The organism is Homoserinimonas sp. A520 (assembly GCF_054489245.1).
In genome coordinates this window covers 145,658-162,505 of the sequence record NZ_JBTMWX010000001.1, presented here as the reverse complement: position 1 = coordinate 162,505, position 16,848 = coordinate 145,658, and the positions used below count along the sequence as shown (strand labels likewise).

At 67.2% G+C, this 16,848-nt stretch carries 15 protein-coding genes and 1 tRNA gene; 9 read left to right on the top strand and 7 right to left on the bottom strand.

Annotated elements, in window-relative coordinates:
- Window positions 1–2: 2 nt before the first annotated feature.
- Window positions 3–1,736 (top strand): helicase HerA-like domain-containing protein, encoded by a 1,734-nt coding sequence (locus tag ACX3PH_RS00805; protein WP_459088380.1) that lies wholly within the window; start codon window positions 3–5, stop codon window positions 1,734–1,736.
- A gap of 12 nt (window positions 1,737–1,748) precedes the next feature.
- Complete coding sequence (locus ACX3PH_RS00800) at window positions 1,749–2,336, top strand: GNAT family N-acetyltransferase (protein WP_459089810.1); 588 nt, start codon at window positions 1,749–1,751, stop codon at window positions 2,334–2,336.
- Window positions 2,337–2,489: 153 nt separating this feature from the next.
- On the opposite strand, the gene ACX3PH_RS00795 is transcribed toward ACX3PH_RS00800, so the two are convergent.
- A tRNA-Ser gene (locus tag ACX3PH_RS00795) sits at window positions 2,490–2,577 on the bottom strand.
- Between the two features lie 88 nt (window positions 2,578–2,665).
- On the opposite strand from ACX3PH_RS00795, the gene ACX3PH_RS00790 reads away from it, so the two are divergent.
- Both ACX3PH_RS00790 and ACX3PH_RS00785 read left to right on the top strand, forming a co-directional pair.
- Complete coding sequence (locus ACX3PH_RS00790; protein ID WP_459088378.1) at window positions 2,666–3,829, top strand: hypothetical protein; 1,164 nt, start codon at window positions 2,666–2,668, stop codon at window positions 3,827–3,829.
- The gene (locus ACX3PH_RS00785; protein ID WP_459088376.1) at window positions 3,826–6,441 is read left to right on the top strand and encodes a multicopper oxidase domain-containing protein; all 2,616 of its coding nucleotides are present in this window, start codon (window positions 3,826–3,828) and stop codon (window positions 6,439–6,441) included. The genes ACX3PH_RS00790 and ACX3PH_RS00785 overlap by 4 nt, the downstream gene beginning before the upstream one ends.
- 82 nt (window positions 6,442–6,523) lie before the next feature.
- Here ACX3PH_RS00785 and moaC read toward each other — a convergent pair whose 3' ends face one another.
- Window positions 6,524–7,003 (bottom strand): cyclic pyranopterin monophosphate synthase MoaC, encoded by a 480-nt coding sequence (moaC, locus tag ACX3PH_RS00780; RefSeq protein ID WP_459088374.1) that lies wholly within the window; start codon window positions 7,001–7,003, stop codon window positions 6,524–6,526.
- Window positions 7,000–8,286 (bottom strand): molybdopterin molybdotransferase MoeA, encoded by a 1,287-nt coding sequence (locus ACX3PH_RS00775; protein WP_459088372.1) that lies wholly within the window; start codon window positions 8,284–8,286, stop codon window positions 7,000–7,002. The genes moaC and ACX3PH_RS00775 overlap by 4 nt, the downstream gene beginning before the upstream one ends.
- Window positions 8,287–8,352: 66 nt before the next feature.
- Here ACX3PH_RS00775 and moaA point away from each other — a divergent pair, with 66 nt between their 5' ends.
- Entirely contained in the window at window positions 8,353–9,402 is a 1,050-nt protein-coding gene (gene moaA, locus ACX3PH_RS00770; protein ID WP_459088370.1) for a GTP 3',8-cyclase MoaA, read from the top strand.
- On the opposite strand, the gene ACX3PH_RS00765 is transcribed toward moaA, so the two are convergent.
- Window positions 9,387–9,674, bottom strand: coding sequence for a DUF6457 domain-containing protein (locus ACX3PH_RS00765; protein ID WP_459088368.1), 288 nt, complete (start codon window positions 9,672–9,674; stop codon window positions 9,387–9,389). The two genes, moaA and ACX3PH_RS00765, sit on opposite strands and share 16 nt — an antisense overlap.
- Entirely contained in the window at window positions 9,671–10,279 is a 609-nt protein-coding gene (gene mobA / locus ACX3PH_RS00760) for a molybdenum cofactor guanylyltransferase (RefSeq protein ID WP_459088366.1), read from the bottom strand. The genes ACX3PH_RS00765 and mobA overlap by 4 nt, the downstream gene beginning before the upstream one ends.
- Before the next feature lie 77 nt (window positions 10,280–10,356).
- Between mobA and ACX3PH_RS00755 the strand changes: the two genes are divergently transcribed.
- The 3 genes from ACX3PH_RS00755 (at window position 10,357) to ACX3PH_RS00745 (ending at window position 13,980) form a co-directional block, all read left to right on the top strand.
- Window positions 10,357–12,672: an FdhF/YdeP family oxidoreductase gene (locus ACX3PH_RS00755; protein WP_459088364.1), complete on the top strand. Its 2,316-nt coding sequence runs from the start codon at window positions 10,357–10,359 to the stop codon at window positions 12,670–12,672.
- The gene (gene fdhD, locus ACX3PH_RS00750; protein ID WP_459088362.1) at window positions 12,669–13,511 is read left to right on the top strand and encodes a formate dehydrogenase accessory sulfurtransferase FdhD; all 843 of its coding nucleotides are present in this window, start codon (window positions 12,669–12,671) and stop codon (window positions 13,509–13,511) included. The genes ACX3PH_RS00755 and fdhD overlap by 4 nt, the downstream gene beginning before the upstream one ends.
- 79 nt (window positions 13,512–13,590) lie before the next feature.
- On the top strand, window positions 13,591–13,980 hold the full coding sequence (locus tag ACX3PH_RS00745) for a carboxymuconolactone decarboxylase family protein (protein ID WP_459088360.1): 390 nt from the start codon (window positions 13,591–13,593) through the stop codon (window positions 13,978–13,980).
- Between the two features lie 22 nt (window positions 13,981–14,002).
- Here the strand turns inward: ACX3PH_RS00745 and ACX3PH_RS00740 are convergent, their stop codons facing one another.
- Window positions 14,003–14,323, bottom strand: a complete 321-nt coding sequence (locus ACX3PH_RS00740; RefSeq protein ID WP_459088358.1) for a DUF2249 domain-containing protein — start codon at window positions 14,321–14,323, stop codon at window positions 14,003–14,005.
- A 34-nt stretch (window positions 14,324–14,357) separates the two neighbouring features.
- Here ACX3PH_RS00740 and ACX3PH_RS00735 point away from each other — a divergent pair, with 34 nt between their 5' ends.
- Window positions 14,358–14,879, top strand: coding sequence for a MogA/MoaB family molybdenum cofactor biosynthesis protein (locus ACX3PH_RS00735; RefSeq protein ID WP_459088356.1), 522 nt, complete (start codon window positions 14,358–14,360; stop codon window positions 14,877–14,879).
- Window positions 14,880–15,483: 604 nt separating this feature from the next.
- Here the strand turns inward: ACX3PH_RS00735 and ACX3PH_RS00730 are convergent.
- Window positions 15,484–16,785: a glycosyltransferase gene (locus ACX3PH_RS00730; RefSeq protein WP_459088354.1), complete on the bottom strand. Its 1,302-nt coding sequence runs from the start codon at window positions 16,783–16,785 to the stop codon at window positions 15,484–15,486.
- Window positions 16,786–16,848 lie beyond the last annotated feature (63 nt).

Sequence of the window (16,848 nt, the reverse complement as noted above, 5' to 3'; positions counted from 1 at the left end):
CTATGACGGATGCAGCGGCACAGGTTGAGGCAGCGAAGAAGGCTCTGGCGGACGCGGAGGCGGCGTTAGTGAAAGCCCAGGCGCAGGCCGAACAGGCCGCAGCCGAGCCCGGGAAGGAAGAACCGGCGGAAGCCGACTCCGGCCCGCTCGATGCGACAGCAGTGAACGCCATCCGGGCCGGCTACGCCATCGAGGGCCACGCCATCGAAGTGGGGGCACTGGTCAATGGTGAGGCGCTCGCCGACGTGCCGGTGCGCATCCCGATCGCCATGCTCAACCGCCACGGCCTGGTGGCCGGTGCGACCGGCACCGGCAAGACCCGTACCCTGCAGGTGATGCTGGAGCAACTGTCGACGCAGGGTGTGCCGGTGTTCGCCGCCGATATCAAGGGAGACCTGACCGGGGTCGCCACACCCGGTCCGTCGAGCGAGAAGCTGCTGAGGCGAACGGAGGGCATCGGACAGGACTGGGTGCCGGCATCCTTCCCCACCGAGTATTTCAGCCTGGGTGGTCTCGGCCACGGGGTGCCGATCCGGGCGACCATTTCCGGCTTCGGTCCCCTGCTGCTCTCCAAAGTGCTCGGCCTGAACGCCACGCAGGAGTCCTCGCTCGGGCTGGTCTTCCATTACGCCACGAACGCCGGCTATCCATTGGTCGATCTGGCCGACCTGCGCTCGGTGCTGCAGTACCTGACAACGGATGATGGCAAGGTCGAGTTGAAGAACCTGGGCGGCCTGTCGTCGGCGACGGTCGGGGTGATCCTGCGGGAGCTGATCACCTTCGGCGATCAGGGGGCGGATGTCTTCTTCGGCGAGCCGGAGATCGACACGGCCGACTTCATCCGCTCCACCGTGGACGGCAAGGGCGTGATCAGCCTGCTCGAGGTGCCGAGCGTGCAGGACAAGCCTGCGTTATTCTCCACCTTCCTGATGTGGCTGCTCGCCGACCTGTTCAATGACCTGCCAGAGGTGGGCGACCTCGACAAGCCCAAGCTGGTGTTCTTCTTCGATGAGGCACACTTGCTGTTCAACGGTGCCTCGAAGGAGTTCGTCGACTCGATCACCCAGACGGTGCGGCTCATCCGTTCCAAGGGTGTCGGCATCGTCTTCGTCACGCAGACGCCGAAGGATGTGCCGGGGGAGGTGCTCGAACAGCTGGGCTCACGCATCCAGCACCAGCTTCGTGCGCACACTCCGGATGCCGCGAAGGCATTGCGGGCGACGGTGTCGACCTATCCGCACTCCGGCTACGACCTGGAGGAAGTGCTCACCCAGCTCGGAACCGGCGAGGCGATCGTCACGGTCATGAACGAGAAGGGCGCGCCGACCCCGGTTGCCTGGACGCGCCTGCGAGCGCCACAGGGCTCTATGTCGCCGAGTGAGGACGCCGTGGTCGATGCGACGGTGAAGGCGTCCCCGTTGCTGCCGAAGTACGGTACGGTCGTCGACCGCGAGTCCGCCCACGAGATGTTGGCGGCGAAGATGAACGCTGCGGCCGCCCGCGCCCAAGCGGAGTCACAGGCTAAGGATGCGGCCAGGGCGCAGGCGGAGTATGACCGCATGCAGCGGGAATTCGAGAAGCAGCAGCGGGCGAACCGACCGCAACCGGCGCCGAATCGCCGCACGTCCACTCGGGCGCCGGACAACCCGTTGACCGACTTTCTCGGATCGCGCGAGGGTAGGTCGATCGTTGGCGCTGTGGTCAGAGGGATCTTCGGCACCTTGAAGCGTCGCTGAACTTCCGTGAGCATGATCCGCAGCTATCGCCCGACCGACCGGACGGATGTCTACGAGGTGTGCCGAAGGACGGCGGATGCCGGGAACGACGCCACCGGCAACTACACGGACGACGACCTCATGCCGGATATCTTCGCCGGGCCGTACCTGGAGTTCGAGCCGGAGCTGGCGTTAGTCGTCGACACCGGCCAGCGGGTGTCCGGGTACGTGCTCGCCACTTCGGATACCAGGGCGTTCGTCGAGTGGTACCGCCTTCAGTGGCTGCCGCGGCTGTCCCGATTCGAGCACGTCAGCCCGCCGCTGACGCCGGAGGACGCCATCGTCGACCTGGGCTACCGCCCCGAGCGGATGCTCATCCCTGAGGTCGACGACTTTCCGGCCCACCTGCACATCGACCTGCTGCCTGAGTTGCAGGGGCAGGGGTTGGGGCGTGAGTTGTTGCGCACCCTGCTTTCCGCACTGCGCGAGCGCGGCATCCGCGGTCTTCACCTGGGCATGGACCCGGCCAACCGGTCGGCGCGTGCATTCTACGACCGGCTCGGCTTCCGGGAGTTGCCGTCGAGCACGCCAACGGAACTGGTGCTCGGCATCGCAATCTGAGCGCCCAGCCGACGGCGCCTCGGTTTGTTGACCGCGAGGGGAACAAGGCGCCGCGCGGATGACAAACAGGCTCGCAGATAGCGGAGAAGATAGCGGAGTGGGGATATGAACTCGGGCTGTGGGCGCTGTGCTTGCACCCAACACGCTGGTTCTTGGCGGAGAATGGGGGATTCGAACCCCCGAGGGCTTGCACCCAACACGCTTTCCAAGCGTGCGCCATAGGCCACTAGGCGAATTCTCCTGGCAGTCGTGCGCTCGCGCGCTTTTCGACCTCCCACAGCATACGGGATAACCGCGAGAGCAGTTTCAGCTGCGGCTAGCATGGGACCGTGAGTTCGGTTCTGCGACCGACCGGTCGCCCTGGCAGTACACGTGCGCCCGAACGGACTCTTGTCGCCCGTCGGCTTCTTTTCCTGATCCCGGGCGGGGTCGCCCTCATCGGCGGGCTGGATGCCGCGCTGCTGCTTCTCGGCCTGCCGGCCCCCTTCACCACCGAGCGTCTTCCGCTGATCCATGCACCGCTGATGGTGTTCGCCTTCATCGGAACCCTGGTGGTGCTCGAACGGGCTGTCGCCGCCCGCCGCTGGTGGGGCTTCTTCGCACCGGCAGCGCTCGGCTTCGGCGGTCTCACGCTGCTCTCGCCACTGCCGCTGGCCGTCGGGCAGGCCGGTTTCGTGGTCGGGTTCGTTGCGCTGCTTGCCGTCTACCGGGTGGTCTGGGCGCGCCAGCCGAGCATGGCCATCGCCATCCAGTCGCTCGGCGCAGTGGCCGGATTGGCATCCGCCATTTTGTGGCTTTCCGGCGTCGTCATCCCACTGCTCACACCGTCGATGACCGCGTTCCTGGTTCTCACCATCGTCGGTGAACGCCTCGAACTGGCTCGCGTCTCGCCGACCGTGAACGCGCAGGTGGAGCGTTCCGCGTTCGCCTGCGGCATCGCCATGGCGGTGACAGCGCTCGCCGCGCCGCTCTGGCCCTCGGTCGGTTACCCGTTGTTCGGTGTCGCCATGTTGGCCCTGGTCGTCTGGTTGTTCCGTCACGACGTCGCAACGCGGCTGGTGCGCTCCACCGGGCTTGCCCGCTACATGGCGGTGTGCCTGCTCCTCGGTTACGCCTGGCTGCTGGTAGCGGGAGGCATCTGGCTGGTCGGGGGGCCGGTGACCTCCGGCGCCGCCTACGATGCCGTGCTGCACTCGGTCTTCCTCGGCTTCGTGATGTCGATGATCATGGCGCACGCCCCGGTGATCCTGCCCGCGGTCATCCGCCGCCCGCTGCCGTACCGGTGGTTCCTCTACCTGCCGGTCGGGCTGCTGCACGTGTCGCTTGCCATTCGCGTGCTCGTCGGGGACGGTCGCGGTATTGCCGAAGTGGTGCAGTGGGGCGGGGCGCTGAACGTCGTAGCCGTGCTGCTCTTCGTGGTGCTCGCGGTAGCATCCGCAATCGCCGGAGCGCCCAAGGCAGCGCCCAGGGCCGAACGCGAGGGTGCACCGTGAACCGTCGCACCTGGTACCTGGCGATGAACTCGCTGATCGCGCTGTGGCTGGTTGCCGCCGCGGTGGTCGTGATCGTCCACCGGTTCGTTCCGGCAGGCGGCTGGCTGATGCTGCACCTGCTGCTGCTCGGCGCCGTCAGCACGGCCATCCTGGTCTGGAGCCAGCATTTCGCCGACACCCTGCTGAGGCGCACCGCCTGGGGCGGCCGCGCCTTCCACGGCGTGCGGCTGGCCGCCCACACGGTCGGTGCGGCTGCCGTGGTCGCGGGAATCGTGGCGGATGCCTGGCCTGTGGTTCTCGCCGGCGGCATCCTGATCGGCCTGAACGCCCTGGTGCATGCCGGAAGCCTTCTCGTGCAGGGGCGCGGTGGGCTGCCTGCCCGCTTCGCCCCGCTGGTTCGCTACTACGTGTTCGCCAGCCTCAGCCTGGCCGCCGGGGTGACGCTCGGTGTCATCCTGGCTCGCGCGTCGCTCCCGCCCGAACTCCATGAGCGTTTCGTGGTCGCCCACCTGGGCGCCAACCTCCTCGGCTGGGTCGGGTTGACTGTCATCGGCACGGTCATCCTGTTATGGCCGACCGTGCTGCACACCCGGGTGAGCGAGACGACGGATGCTTCGGCGAGGCGCGCCCTGCCGCTTCTCCTTGTCGGGGTGGTGGTCTTCATCGCCGGCAGCCTGATGGGCGTACCGCTGGTGGTCGCCGCCGCGGTGCTCAGCTACCTGGCCGGCTTCGGACTGGTGGTTGCCGAGGGCATCCGCTCCTGGCGTGCTGCGCCGGCAACCACCTACGCCGGTTGGAGCATCGCGGCGGCGGCCGGCTGGTTGCTGGTGTGCACGATGGCCCTCGGCGTGATCGTGCTGTTCGCGGACGGCTGGGAGGCAGCGGTCGACGGCCTCGACTGGCTGGTGGCGCCGTTCGCCGTCGGATTCGCCGCCCAGATCGTGTTGGGAGCGCTCAGCTACCTGCTGCCGGTCGTTCTCGGTGGTGGGCCGTTCGCGGCCAGGGCGTCGGCGGCCGAACTCGACCGCGGTGCGCTCTTCCGGGTGCTCGTCATCAATGCCGGTATCGCCGTCTACCTGCTGCCGGTGCCGAGCCTGGTCAAGGTTGTCATCTCGTTCGTCGTGTACACCGTGCTGCTGTCGTTCCTGGTGTTCGCGGTGCGCTCGGTGCTGGCGGGCAGGAAGTCGAGGGGCGGTCCGACCATTCCAGCGGATGCCGCCGCTCGCAAGAACGCGGCCGGAACGAAGGCGGCACCGAAGCGGCACAGCGGGGCCGTGCTGATGACGGTGAGCACCCTCATCCTGGCGACAACGGTGGGCGTGGCACTGGACCCGGCGTCCGCGGGTCTGTCGACGGCGGTAAGTTCAGCCGTCGTGGAACCGACCGGTGACACCACCACCGTCGAAGTGTCCATGAAGGACATGCGCTTCACACCGGATGTCATCGAAGTGCCGGCCGGCGACCGCCTGGTGATCGAGCTGGCGAACGTCGACGACCAGGTGCACGACCTCGTGCTTCAGAACGGTACGACCTCGGGTCGTGTACCGGCCGGAGAGGCGGTCACTGTGGATGCTGGCGTGATCGCCGGCAACCTGGACGGCTGGTGCTCGATCGCCGGCCACCGCCTGATGGGCATGGTGCTGACCGTCATCGTGACCGGCAGCACCGCGGGCGATGATGTGCCTCCGTCTGCACACGACCACGGTGACTCGGATGAGCCCTCAGCCGCTGAAGACCTCGACTTGATGGCAGAACCCGAGCCAGGGTTCAAAGCGCGGGATGCCGTTCTGCCGCCGGCGGCATCCGCCACCGTCCATGACGTGACACTCTCGGCTGAGGACGTCGACGTGGAGGTGTCGCCCGGCGTCACGCAGACGCTGTGGACTTTCAACGGCACAGCCCCGGGGCCGACCCTGCGCGGCAAGGTCGGCGACCGGTTCAACGTGACCCTGGTGAACGATGGCGGGATCGGCCACTCGATCGACTTCCACGCCGGGTCGCTGGCCCCCGACCAGCCGATGCGAACCATCGATCCTGGCGAGAGCCTCAGCTTCAGTTTCACCGCGAACCGGTCCGGCATCTGGCTCTACCACTGCTCGACAATGCCCATGTCGGTGCACGTCGCCAACGGGATGTTCGGCGCCGTGATCATCGACCCACCGGGGTTGGATAACGTCGACCGCGAATACCTGGTGGTGCAGTCCGAGTACTACCTGGGCCCGCAGGGAGAGCCGGCGGATGCCGCCAAAGTGATGGCGAAAACGCCTGACCTGGTCGTCTTCAACGGGTACGCGAACCAGTACCAGCACGACCCGCTGGTGGCGAAGGTCGGCGAGCGGGTGCGGCTGTGGGTGCTGGATGCCGGGCCCAACCTGGCGAGCTCATTCCACGTCATCGGCGGGCAGTTCGACACCGTCTACAGCGAGGGCGACTACCGGCTGAGGAACGGCGGCAGCACCGGAACCGGCGGGTCGCAGACGCTCGGGCTGCACCCGGCGCGGGGCGGGTTCGTCGAGCTGGTCTTCCCGGAGGCAGGTCACTACCCCTTCGTCACGCACGCGATGGCGGACGCCGAGCGCGGGGCATCCGGAATCGTCCGCGTCACCGACTAGCCCGCATTGATAGTGCCCGTTCCGGAGGATAGTGCCTGTTTCGCGGGGCACATCTCTCCGGAACGGGCACTACGGCGGCAGGTTATTCCGGTCGGCGCCAGTCGCCTGACCGGCCGCCGGATTTGGCGACGATTTTCACGCTGCTGATCTCCACCGTGCGGTCGATGCCCTTGACCATGTCGACGATGGCGAGGGCGGCGACCGAGACCGCGGTCATCGCCTCCATCTCCACGCCGGTGCGATCGGCGGTGCGCACGGTAGCCTCGACCCGCACCCCGTCATCCTGTACGGCAAGGTCGACCACCGCGCCGTGCACGCCGATCACGTGGGCGAGCGGAAGGAGTTCGGCCGTGCGTTTGGCGCCCTGGATGCCCGCGATCCTGGCGACGGCCAGAACGTCGCCCTTGGGGGCGGTCCCCGACCGCAAGGTGGCGACGACCTGCTCGCTGCACCGCACGAAGCCGACGGCGGTCGCCTCGCGAACGGTTGGCGTCTTGGCGGTCACGTCGACCATGCGCGCTTCGCCGGCCGAGTTCAGGTGCGTGAATGGCTGGTCAGTCATGATTCTCCCCACGGTGCGGATGCTGGTGGCGCCTCGAATGGAATCTCGCCGAAAAGCAGAACGTCGACGGTTTCGCCTTCGACCACCTCGGCCTGGTCCTCGGCGATGACCGCCAGGGCGTTGGCGTGCGCCAGGCTCGTGACCAGGTAGGAGCCGGAGCCCCCGCTGCTCGCCGGTCGCACCTGCAGCCCGTCGGCGGACCTGCTCGCCACCGCCGGCATGTACTGGGCGCGACCCTGCGGGCTCTTCCAGCCGCTGCTCACGACCGCCATGGTGAGCGGGCGGTGAACGTCAATGCGACCCTGGAGGGCGAGCAGCGCGGGCCGGATGAACGCCTCGAACGAGACGAAGACGCTCACCGGGTTGCCCGGCAGCGTGAAGATCGGGGTGCCATCCAGCCAGGTGCCAACGCCCTGGGGCTTGCCCGGCTGCATCCGCACCGGTCCGAACCAGACGCCGAGCGGGGCGAGTACCGCCTTGACCACGTCGTAGGCGCCGACGCTCACCCCGCCGGAGGTGACGAACGCGTCAACCTCCGACGCGTGGCGTGCGAAGGTCTGGTGCAGCAGCTCGTTGTCGTCGGAGACCGCACCGAGCTGCACCGGGATACCGCCGGCCTCGATGACTGCTGCCGCGAGCAGCAGCGAGTTGGAGTCGTGGATCTCGCCCCTGGCCAGGGCCGCCCCTGGCGCTTTCAGCTCGTCTCCGGTCGAGAGCACCCCGACGCGAGGCGCCGGGTGCACGACCAGTTCGGCGACGCCGGCTGCGGCCGCCGCGGCAAGGTCGGTGGCGCGGAGCACTCGCCCGGCCGGCAGCACCAGCTCCCCACGGCGGATGTCGGTGCCGGCCCGGCGAATGTGGGCTGCCGGTTCCGGGGTGTGCGAGATCAGTACGGTGTTGGTGCCTGCATCGGTGTGCTCCACCGGGACGACGGCGTCGGCGTCGGCGGGGAGGGGTGCGCCGGTCATGATCCTCACGGCCTCGCCCGGCAGCAGCCGGGGGTTGGAGCCGGACCCGGCCGGAACATCGCCGACCACCCGCAGCTGGAGGGCAGCCCCTTCGCGGATCTCGAGAACGTCGGAGCGCCGGACGGCGTACCCGTCCATCGCGGAGTTGTCGAACCCCGGCACGTCAACGTGGGCAACGACATTGGCAGCCAGGGTGCGCCCGAGGGCCGAGGCGAGCGGCGTCGCCACGGGGGAGAGCGGTTTCACGAAACCGAGGATGCGGTTCAGGTGTTCCTCAACGCTGCTGCTCTGAGGACTCTCCGACGCCTGGGCCATGACCCAACTCTAGCGACGGACGCTCCACCGAGGACTCGTCCCCGGTGGAGCACATAGGCTGGCAGTATGACCACGACGGCGGGTGCACCGCTCACCGACACCAGGGGCCGCCCGCTCCATGACCTGCGGATCTCGGTGACCGACCGCTGCAATTTCCGGTGCGTCTACTGCATGCCCAAAGAGGTGTTCGGCCGCGACTACGCCTTCATGCCCCGCGAGGAACTGCTCAGCTTCGAAGAGATCACGCGGATCGCGACAATCGCCGCAGCCCACGGGGTGGAGAAGGTCCGGCTCACCGGTGGCGAGCCGCTGCTGCGCCGGGAACTGCCCAAGCTGATCGAAATGCTCGGCACAGTGCGGACTCTCGCCGGGCATCCGCTCGATATTGCCCTGACCACGAACGGTTCTGCGCTCGCCCTCCTTGCCCCGGCACTGAAGGACGCCGGGTTGAACCGCGTGACCGTCTCGCTCGACTCGCTGGACGAGGCGACGTTCCAGGCGATGAACGACATCCGCTTCCCGGTCGCCAAAGTGCTCGCCGGGATCGAGGCGGCGCACCAGTCGGGGCTCGGGCCGGTCAAGATCAACATGGTCGTCAAGAAGGGCCAGAACGACCAGGACATTGTCGCCATGGCCAGGCATTTCAAGGGGACCCCGTTCGTGCTGCGGTTCATCGAGTTCATGGACGTCGGAACCACCAACGGCTGGAAGCTGGACGAAGTGGTGCCATCCAGCGAGGTGATCCAGAGGATCGATGCGGTGTTCCCGCTCGTGCCCGTAGCCCCCACCTACCCGGGCGACACGTCGAAGCGCTGGCGTTACGCCGACGGCAGCGGCGAGGTCGGCGTGATCTCCAGCGTCACCGAATCCTTCTGCCACTCCTGCTCCCGAGCGCGGATCTCGGTCGACGGCAAGCTGTACACCTGCTTATTCGCCAGCGAAGGCCATGACCTGAGGGCGTTGATGCGCGAAGGCGGCTCCGACGAACAACTGTCGGCGACGATGGCGTCGATCTGGCGCACCCGCACCGATCGCTACTCAGAGCTGCGCAGCGCCAGCACGGGAGGGTTGCGGGCCGCCGGTAAGCGGATCGAGATGTCCTACATCGGCGGCTGACCGGCACGCTCGCCGCACAGGCGCCGCGCGACCTCGCTCGCCGCCTGGACCGCGGCTTCCGGGGCCGTGCCACCCGCTGCCGCCAGGCCGGCCGCGTACCCGACGACGAATGTCGTCAACGGTGCCGCCGGGCGGACGACGGAATGCGCCGCATCCGCCGCCAACGACAGCACGCCGGATACATCGACGGTGAGGCCCTGAACATCGAGTGCGGCGGTGAGCGTATCCGCCCAGCTCGCCAGGAGGGTTTCTCTGTCGGCCTGCTCGCTCATGGTTCCTCCATTGTTTCCGGTCGGGTGATGCCGAAGCGGGCGGCGTCGTCCCAGGTATCCACATCATCCGTCGATCCGGGCGGAACCGCGATGTCGGTGAGCTCCAGTCCGGCGATCAACCGGAACATAGACAACCCCTCCAGGTGCCGACCGTGTGCCGTGATGGCCGAGGCGAGGCTGGCGGTGCGGTACACGGCGGCGAGGGGCTGCGGATGCTCGTCGGCATCGATCGCGATGAGGCCGTCCGAAGTAACGCCGCTGCCCAGTGCTTCGCGGATGGCGGCAGTGGCGGTGGAGATGCCAGGCATGTCGCAGGCCAGCACGAAGGTGAACTCGCTGGGTGCCGCCTGGTCCTGCGCGAGCCGGTTTATGCCGGCGGCGACGGCGGCAGCAGGGCCACCGAAAGCAGGTTCTTCCCGCGCAATGAGAACACCGGGAATGCGGATTCCTGCGGGGTCGCCGACGATCACCGTGGTGCGGGCGAATCGCGTTGCGCCGACCGTGTGCTCCAGGAGGGTCTGCTGCCGATAGGCCAGCCCAGCCTTCGGCACTTCTCCGAGGCGGCTGGAGCGACCCCCGGCCAGCACGATCGCGTCGATGAACACGGTCCCACCCTAGCCAGCGCGCGCTCCCGGGAGGCGCGTCGATAGTCCGGCTCGCTGTTTCACGGCAAGATGGGACCATGAAGCGTGCAGCGCCCGTCAACGACATCAATGAAGATGACCTGAAGGTCAAGCCTCCCAAGACCACGGCGGCCGGAGTCGAGGCCGTCATGGTCGCGCTGGATCGTGGGGTGGCCCAGGCCGGTGTGACCCGCACCGCCCGCTCGTTGTTGCGGCTCAATCAGCGAGGTGGAACCGATTGCCCCGGATGTGCCTGGCCCGAGTCGATCACCGGCCGCCGCAAGCCGGCCGAGTTCTGCGAGAACGGCGCGAAGGCGGTCGCCGAGGAGAGCACCACTCGCACGGTGACGCCTCAGTTCTGGGCCGAGCATTCCATCGCCGACCTGGCCGGGAAGACCGAGTATTGGCTGGGCAACCAGGGGAGAATCACCGAACCGGTCGTCATCCGGCCGGGCGACACCCACTACTCTCCGATCAGCTGGACGGATGCCTTCTCCCTGATCGGTGAACGGATTCGCCAGACCACCTCCGACCGCTGCGTCTTCTACACGTCCGGCCGCACTGCCAATGAGACCGCGTTCATGTACCAGTTGTTCGCCAGGTCATTGGGGACCAACAACCTCCCCGACTGCTCGAACATGTGCCACGAATCGTCCGGAACAGCGTTGAATCCCACCATCGGGATCGGCAAGGGCACCGTCTCCCTCGAAGACATCCACGCCGCGGAGCTGATCTTCGTGGTGGGGCAGAACCCCGGGACGAATCACCCACGGATGCTTTCAGCCCTCGCGGAGTGCAAGGCCGGCGGCGGTCGGATCGTCGCCGTCAACCCGCTGCCGGAAGCCGGCCTTCTCGGGTTCAAGGATCCGCAGACCGTGTCGGGCGTGCTCCGTAACGGCACCGCCATCGCCGACGAGTTCCTGCAGATCAAGGTCGGAGGCGACCTCGCCCTGTTCCAGGCGCTCGGACACCTGCTGCTCGAGGCGGAAGCAGCAGCACCGGGAAGCGTGCTCGACCACGACTTCATCGAGTCCCAGACCGATGGCATCGCGGCCTATCGTGCGGCCCGAGCAGAGTTGGACTGGGCCGAAGTCGAAACAGCGACCGGCCTCGCGAGGGACGAGATCACGAAGGTCGCTGGGATGCTGATCGAGTCGAAGGCGACGATCATCTGCTGGGCGCTCGGCCTCACCCAGCAACCGCACTCGGTCAACACCCTGAAAGAGATCATCAACATCCTGCTGCTTCAGGGCAACTTCGGGAAGCCTGGTGCCGGCGCCTGCCCGGTGCGCGGGCACTCGAACGTGCAGGGTGACCGCACCATGGGTGTGTGGGAGAAGCCACAGGAGTCGATGCTGAACGCCCTGGATGCCGAGTTCGGCATCCGCTCACCGCGCGAACAGGGCTACGACTCGGTGGAGGCGGTCGAAGCGTTCGAGAACGACCAGGTCGATGTCTTCGTCTCGATGGGCGGCAACTTCGCCCTCGCCTGCCCGGACACGGATGCGATCGAGGCCGCCATGCAGCGCGCCGGCCTGACGGTACACGTGTCGACCAAGCCGAACCGTTCCCACGTCGTGCACGGCCGCACCTCCCTGATCCTTCCGACGCTCGGTCGCACCGACACCGACGACAAGCATCCTGGTGGGCGCCAGATTCTCTCGGTCGAGGACTCGATGTCTGTCGTCCGGTCGACCCAGGGCCGACTGGCGCCGGTGTCCGAACACCTGCTGGCCGAACCCGTCATCATCGCGCGGATGGCGGTCGCCACCCTCGGCGAGGATCACCCCGTCGACTGGCGTGCGATGGCCGAGGACTACGACGTGGTCCGGGACCACATCTCGCGCGTCATCCCGGGCTTCCATGACTTCAACCGCCGCCTGCGCGGACGGGACGGATTCGTGTTGCCGAACCCGCCGCGCGACACCCGCTCGTTCGCCACCGACATCGGCAGGGGCCGCTTCACGGTGAGCCCGCTCGAGTACCTGACACCGCCGCCCGGGCATCTCATCCTGCAGACCATGCGGAGCCACGACCAGTACAACACCACCTTCTACGGCCAGGATGACCGGTACCGCGGCATCTCCAACGGCAGGCGGGTCATCCTCGTCCACCGCGACGACCTGGCCGAGCTGGGCTTAAAGGACCGCGACCTGGTCGACGTCATCAGCACCTTCCAGGGGGCGGAGCGTCGGGCGGACAGCTTCCGGCTCGTGGAGTATCCGACGGCTCGCGGATGCGCGGCGGCCTATTTCCCCGAGGCCAATGCACTCGTCCACCGTGAGCTGATCGCACGCGAGTCGAACACGCCCGGTTATAAGGCGATGGCGGTGCGGTTCGTCCCGCGGGCGGAAGAGCCGGTGGCCTCAGAGTGAGGATCACCGCCAGGCGCAAGGTCACTCGCATCACCGTCGGTTCTGCGCCGGTCGTGCTGGAGGACGTGCTGACCGTCGAGGAACCGCTGGAGATCCGCGTCGGCGGCCGTCCGCTCGCAGTCACCATGCGCACCCCCGGTCACGACTTCGACCTGGCCGCAGGCTTCCTGGTCTCCGAGGGCGTCATCTCCAGTTCCGACCACTTCAGTGCCGCCCGGTATTGTGCCGGTGCGACGGAGGAGGGGCTGAACACCTACAACGTGCTCGATGTGTCGCTCGCACCGGGCGTCGCTCCACCCGACCCCAGCCTGGAGCGGTCGTTCTACACCACGAGCTCCTGCGGCTTGTGCGGCAAGGCGAGCATCGACGCGGTGAAAACACAGTCGGCGTTCCAGGTGCGCGACGATGACGTGACCATCGATGCATCCGCCCTCACCGGGTTTCCGGACGTGCTCCGCGCTGAGCAGGCGGTGTTCGAGAAGACCGGCGGATTGCACGCCGCAGCATTGTTCGACGCGGCGAGCGGGCGGATGCTCGTGCTGCGCGAAGACGTCGGGCGGCACAACGCCGTCGACAAAGTCGTCGGCTGGGCTTTGAAGGATGGCCGATTGCCGCTGGCCGGCACCGTGCTCATGGTCTCCGGCCGGGCCAGCTTCGAGCTGACCCAGAAGGCGCTGATGGCGGGAATCCCGATTCTCGCCGCCGTCTCGGCGCCATCATCGCTGGCCGCCGAGCTCGCGACCGAATCCGGGATGACCCTGGTCGGGTTCCTGCGCGGAACGTCGATGGTCGCCTATGCCGGGGCCGAGCGCATCGTCGGCTTGCCGGTGCGTGCCTGAGACAGGTCGAAGGACCCTCGGGAATATGGTGGAGGAGCCGGCGGTCGTCGCCGAGCGCTAACGCCCAAGGAGTGTCTTCGTGTCTGAATCCGTCTATCCCGCCCGTTCGCCGCAGCTCGTTGCTCGCCGCAAGGAGCTTGCACCCGAAACGCATGAAGCATTCGAGGCGTTCAGTCGACAGGTTTTTTCCGAGGGCGCGCTCGATGAGAAGACGAAGCAACTGATCGCGGTTGCGGTGGCGCACGTAACCCAATGCCCGTATTGCATCGACGGCCACACGAAGCTGGCTAAGCGCAAGGGGGCGACCAGTGAAGAGGTCATGGAGTCCATCTGGGTGGCCGCAGAAATGCGAGCGGGCGGCGCCTACGCACACTCGATCCTCGCGCTGCACGCTCTCGGTGAGGATCAGCCCGCCACGCATCAGCCGGGCGCTCATGGGACTGGCGCCCATCAGGCCGCCGCGCACTAGCTACGTCGCGGAATTCGGCGGGTCAGGAGCGGGTGAAGCGGAGCTTCCACTCATCCGGGCCATCGCTGAGGTAGGTCACGGTGAAGTCGCCCGGCTGTTTCGCCTCGAGCTGTGCGATCAGGGGGAGCGGATTGTGGTTCGCCACCAGGTCGAGGCTGAAACCCGGTGCGATGGCACCGAGTGCCCCGAAAATCGTGGCGTGACGGATGGCGTGCGGGATCGTGCGGGTGTCCAGCACGATCTCGGATTCATCCTCGTGACCGCAGGCGCAACTGCTGCCTGTCGGTGACGGATGCTGGGCAGCCTGAGCGGAGGTGTGCAATTCGATCGGTTCAACAGCCATGACTTCACCATAGACCTGTCGTAGCGTTGCATTCATGGACGACCACGAGCACGGGCACCACGCGCACACCTCGACTCGCATGACGGCTCGGGTCATCACGGTCTCCGATCGAAGCGCCCGCGGGGAACGCGCCGATCGCTCCGGTCCCCGCGCTGTCGAACTTCTCAGCGCAGCAGGGTTCGACGTCGACTCCGCATTGGTACCGGACGGCGTGGAGAGTGTGCAGCAGGCGCTGGCTGACGGCATCCGCTCCGGGGCGAGGCTCGTGATCACCACCGGCGGAACCGGGCTCGGCCCGCGAGACCTGACTCCTGAGGGAACCCGTCCCGTGATCGCCCAGGAGCTTCCCGGGATCGCCGAGTTGCTGCGGCGCGAAGGTGCACTCCACAATCCGATGGCCGTGATCAGCAGGGGCGTCGCCGGCGTCACCGGCGGGAGCACTCGTGCGCTCATCGTGAATCTGCCTGGCTCGGTCGCCGCGGTTGAGGAGGGGCTCGCCGTCCTGCTGCCCGTCACCGGGCACATCCTGGATCAGCTGCGCGGCGGAGACCACTAACCGCAGACGGCTCAGGCCCACGATTTCAGTGAGATGAACGCTTGCGGCTGGGCGCTCGCCGCCCTGCCTTTTGCGTTCATGGCCCCTTGATCGGTCTTCTCAACGGGCGGGTCATGCGGAGGTTGTGGCGATTGCTGCGGAACGCAGTCATGTTGTCCGTCGGGCGGGCACTCCGGAAAGCCGCCCAGTATGAGTTCGACGTGTTCAGGAACAGCGCCGGCCCGCCCGCTGATCGTCCCTCTAGCGACACTCCTTTCAGGCAAGAGCACAACGAAGTTAGCATTGCGCTCTCCGAGTGGCCGTCTGCGTCGACTGACGTGTGCGGGATGGCGTAGGCACAGTTTGAAGCAGATGCGTGCGCGATAGTCGTGCGCTACGAGAGCCACTCAGTCGAGACCCAGGGCGTCCAGCAGTGCGATCAGGTTTGCGACCAAGGCGTCGACGTCGTAGCCCTTTTGCACCCGCAGGGAATCGGCAGGTGTCGTACTTTTCTGGGCTGGTTACAGGTGGCGTATGTCTGGAAGGATTGTGAATGCGCTCTTGTAGATGAAGCCAGAGCCTATCGATACCCGCGATGGTTTTGAGAGGCGGTCGGTGGGCGGTGTCAGTCGCCCGGCTGAAGGGTCGACTGGTTCGCCGGTTGAGCGAGCTGCTCGAGCAGTTCGGCTGCTCGAGCAGCTCCGCCGAGCGACCGCAGTTGTGCGCCGACGCGGGATGCGGCATCCCGGTATGACGTGTCTGTCGCGACTCTGTCGAGTCCGGCTGCGACCTGAGCCGCCGTTGGCGTGCCCGTCTTGAGATTGACGGCCCCTCCGGTCCATGCGACGCGGGAGGCGATCTCCGGCTTGTCGAGGTCCCCTCCAGCGATCACGAGGGGGATGTCGTGGGCGAGCATGGCGAGCGTCCCGCCCCATCCTCCGTTCGTCACGGCGACATCCACCCGCGGAAGGAGCTCGGCGTAAGGCAGAAATCCTGCGACCCGCGTGTTTGAGGGGACGGGGAAGGGCAGCTCATCGTCTCCGGTGACGCCCGTCGCCACGACCACGAGCAGGTCGGCGCGGTCGGCCAGGGCCTCGAGCGTGGGCACGATAAGGTCGGCGGGATCGATGTTCTGGGTCCCCTGCGTGACATGTATGACTCGTCGGCCTTCGAGTTCGCTCCACCACGCCGGCAGCGTATGCGACGCCTGCGGAGGCATCCGGAGCTCGCCGACGAAGTGCAGGAAGTCGGGCCGGTCGGTGCGCTTAAAGTCCAGCAACGAGGATCCGCTCGCAACGATGAGCTGTCGTGAGAAGGTGACCTCCTCCATGGTCAACCCTCGTGGGCGGAGTCCGATCGTTTCCTCAGATCTCGCGATGGCCTTCACGAGCGATCGGGCGATGAGCGGCGTCGCCCCGCGAAGGGCGGCATCCCGCGCCTTGGTGAACGCGTTCGTACCGGGCCACAGACCCAGTCCGGCAGGAGGGCCCTGCGTTCCGGCGAGATTGAGCGGGGTGATCGAGATCGTCGCCCATGGGCCGCCGTTCTGCTCGGCGTACAGCGCCGCGCCGATCGAGACGTCGTCGCCGGCGATCGCATCCCACGGTTCCCTGACCCACTCGTCCCGCAGATCCTGCACCTGCGCGGCAGAGGTGTTGATGAAGACATCTTCGACGTTGATGAGGAGCTGCCTCAGGCCCTTCCTGCCGCGGAGCCGCGGGAACGTCGTGGCGAGGTCACTCTCATCGAAGTCAGGAGCGTGATGCCAGGGCACGAGCCGGGCGCCCGTCGACTCGACGGCCGTGCGGAACGCCTCGCCCGAGTAGACGCGCACGTCGTGCCCGCGAGCGACGAGCGCACTCGCCAGGGCGCGAATGGGGTTGATGTGCCCCGTGAAGGGCATTGCCGAGAGCAGAAAGCGGGCCATGGAACCCATGATGCCGTGCGGAACCAGACCCCCGCGACCGGGAGGTCGACGCAGCGCCGGCGT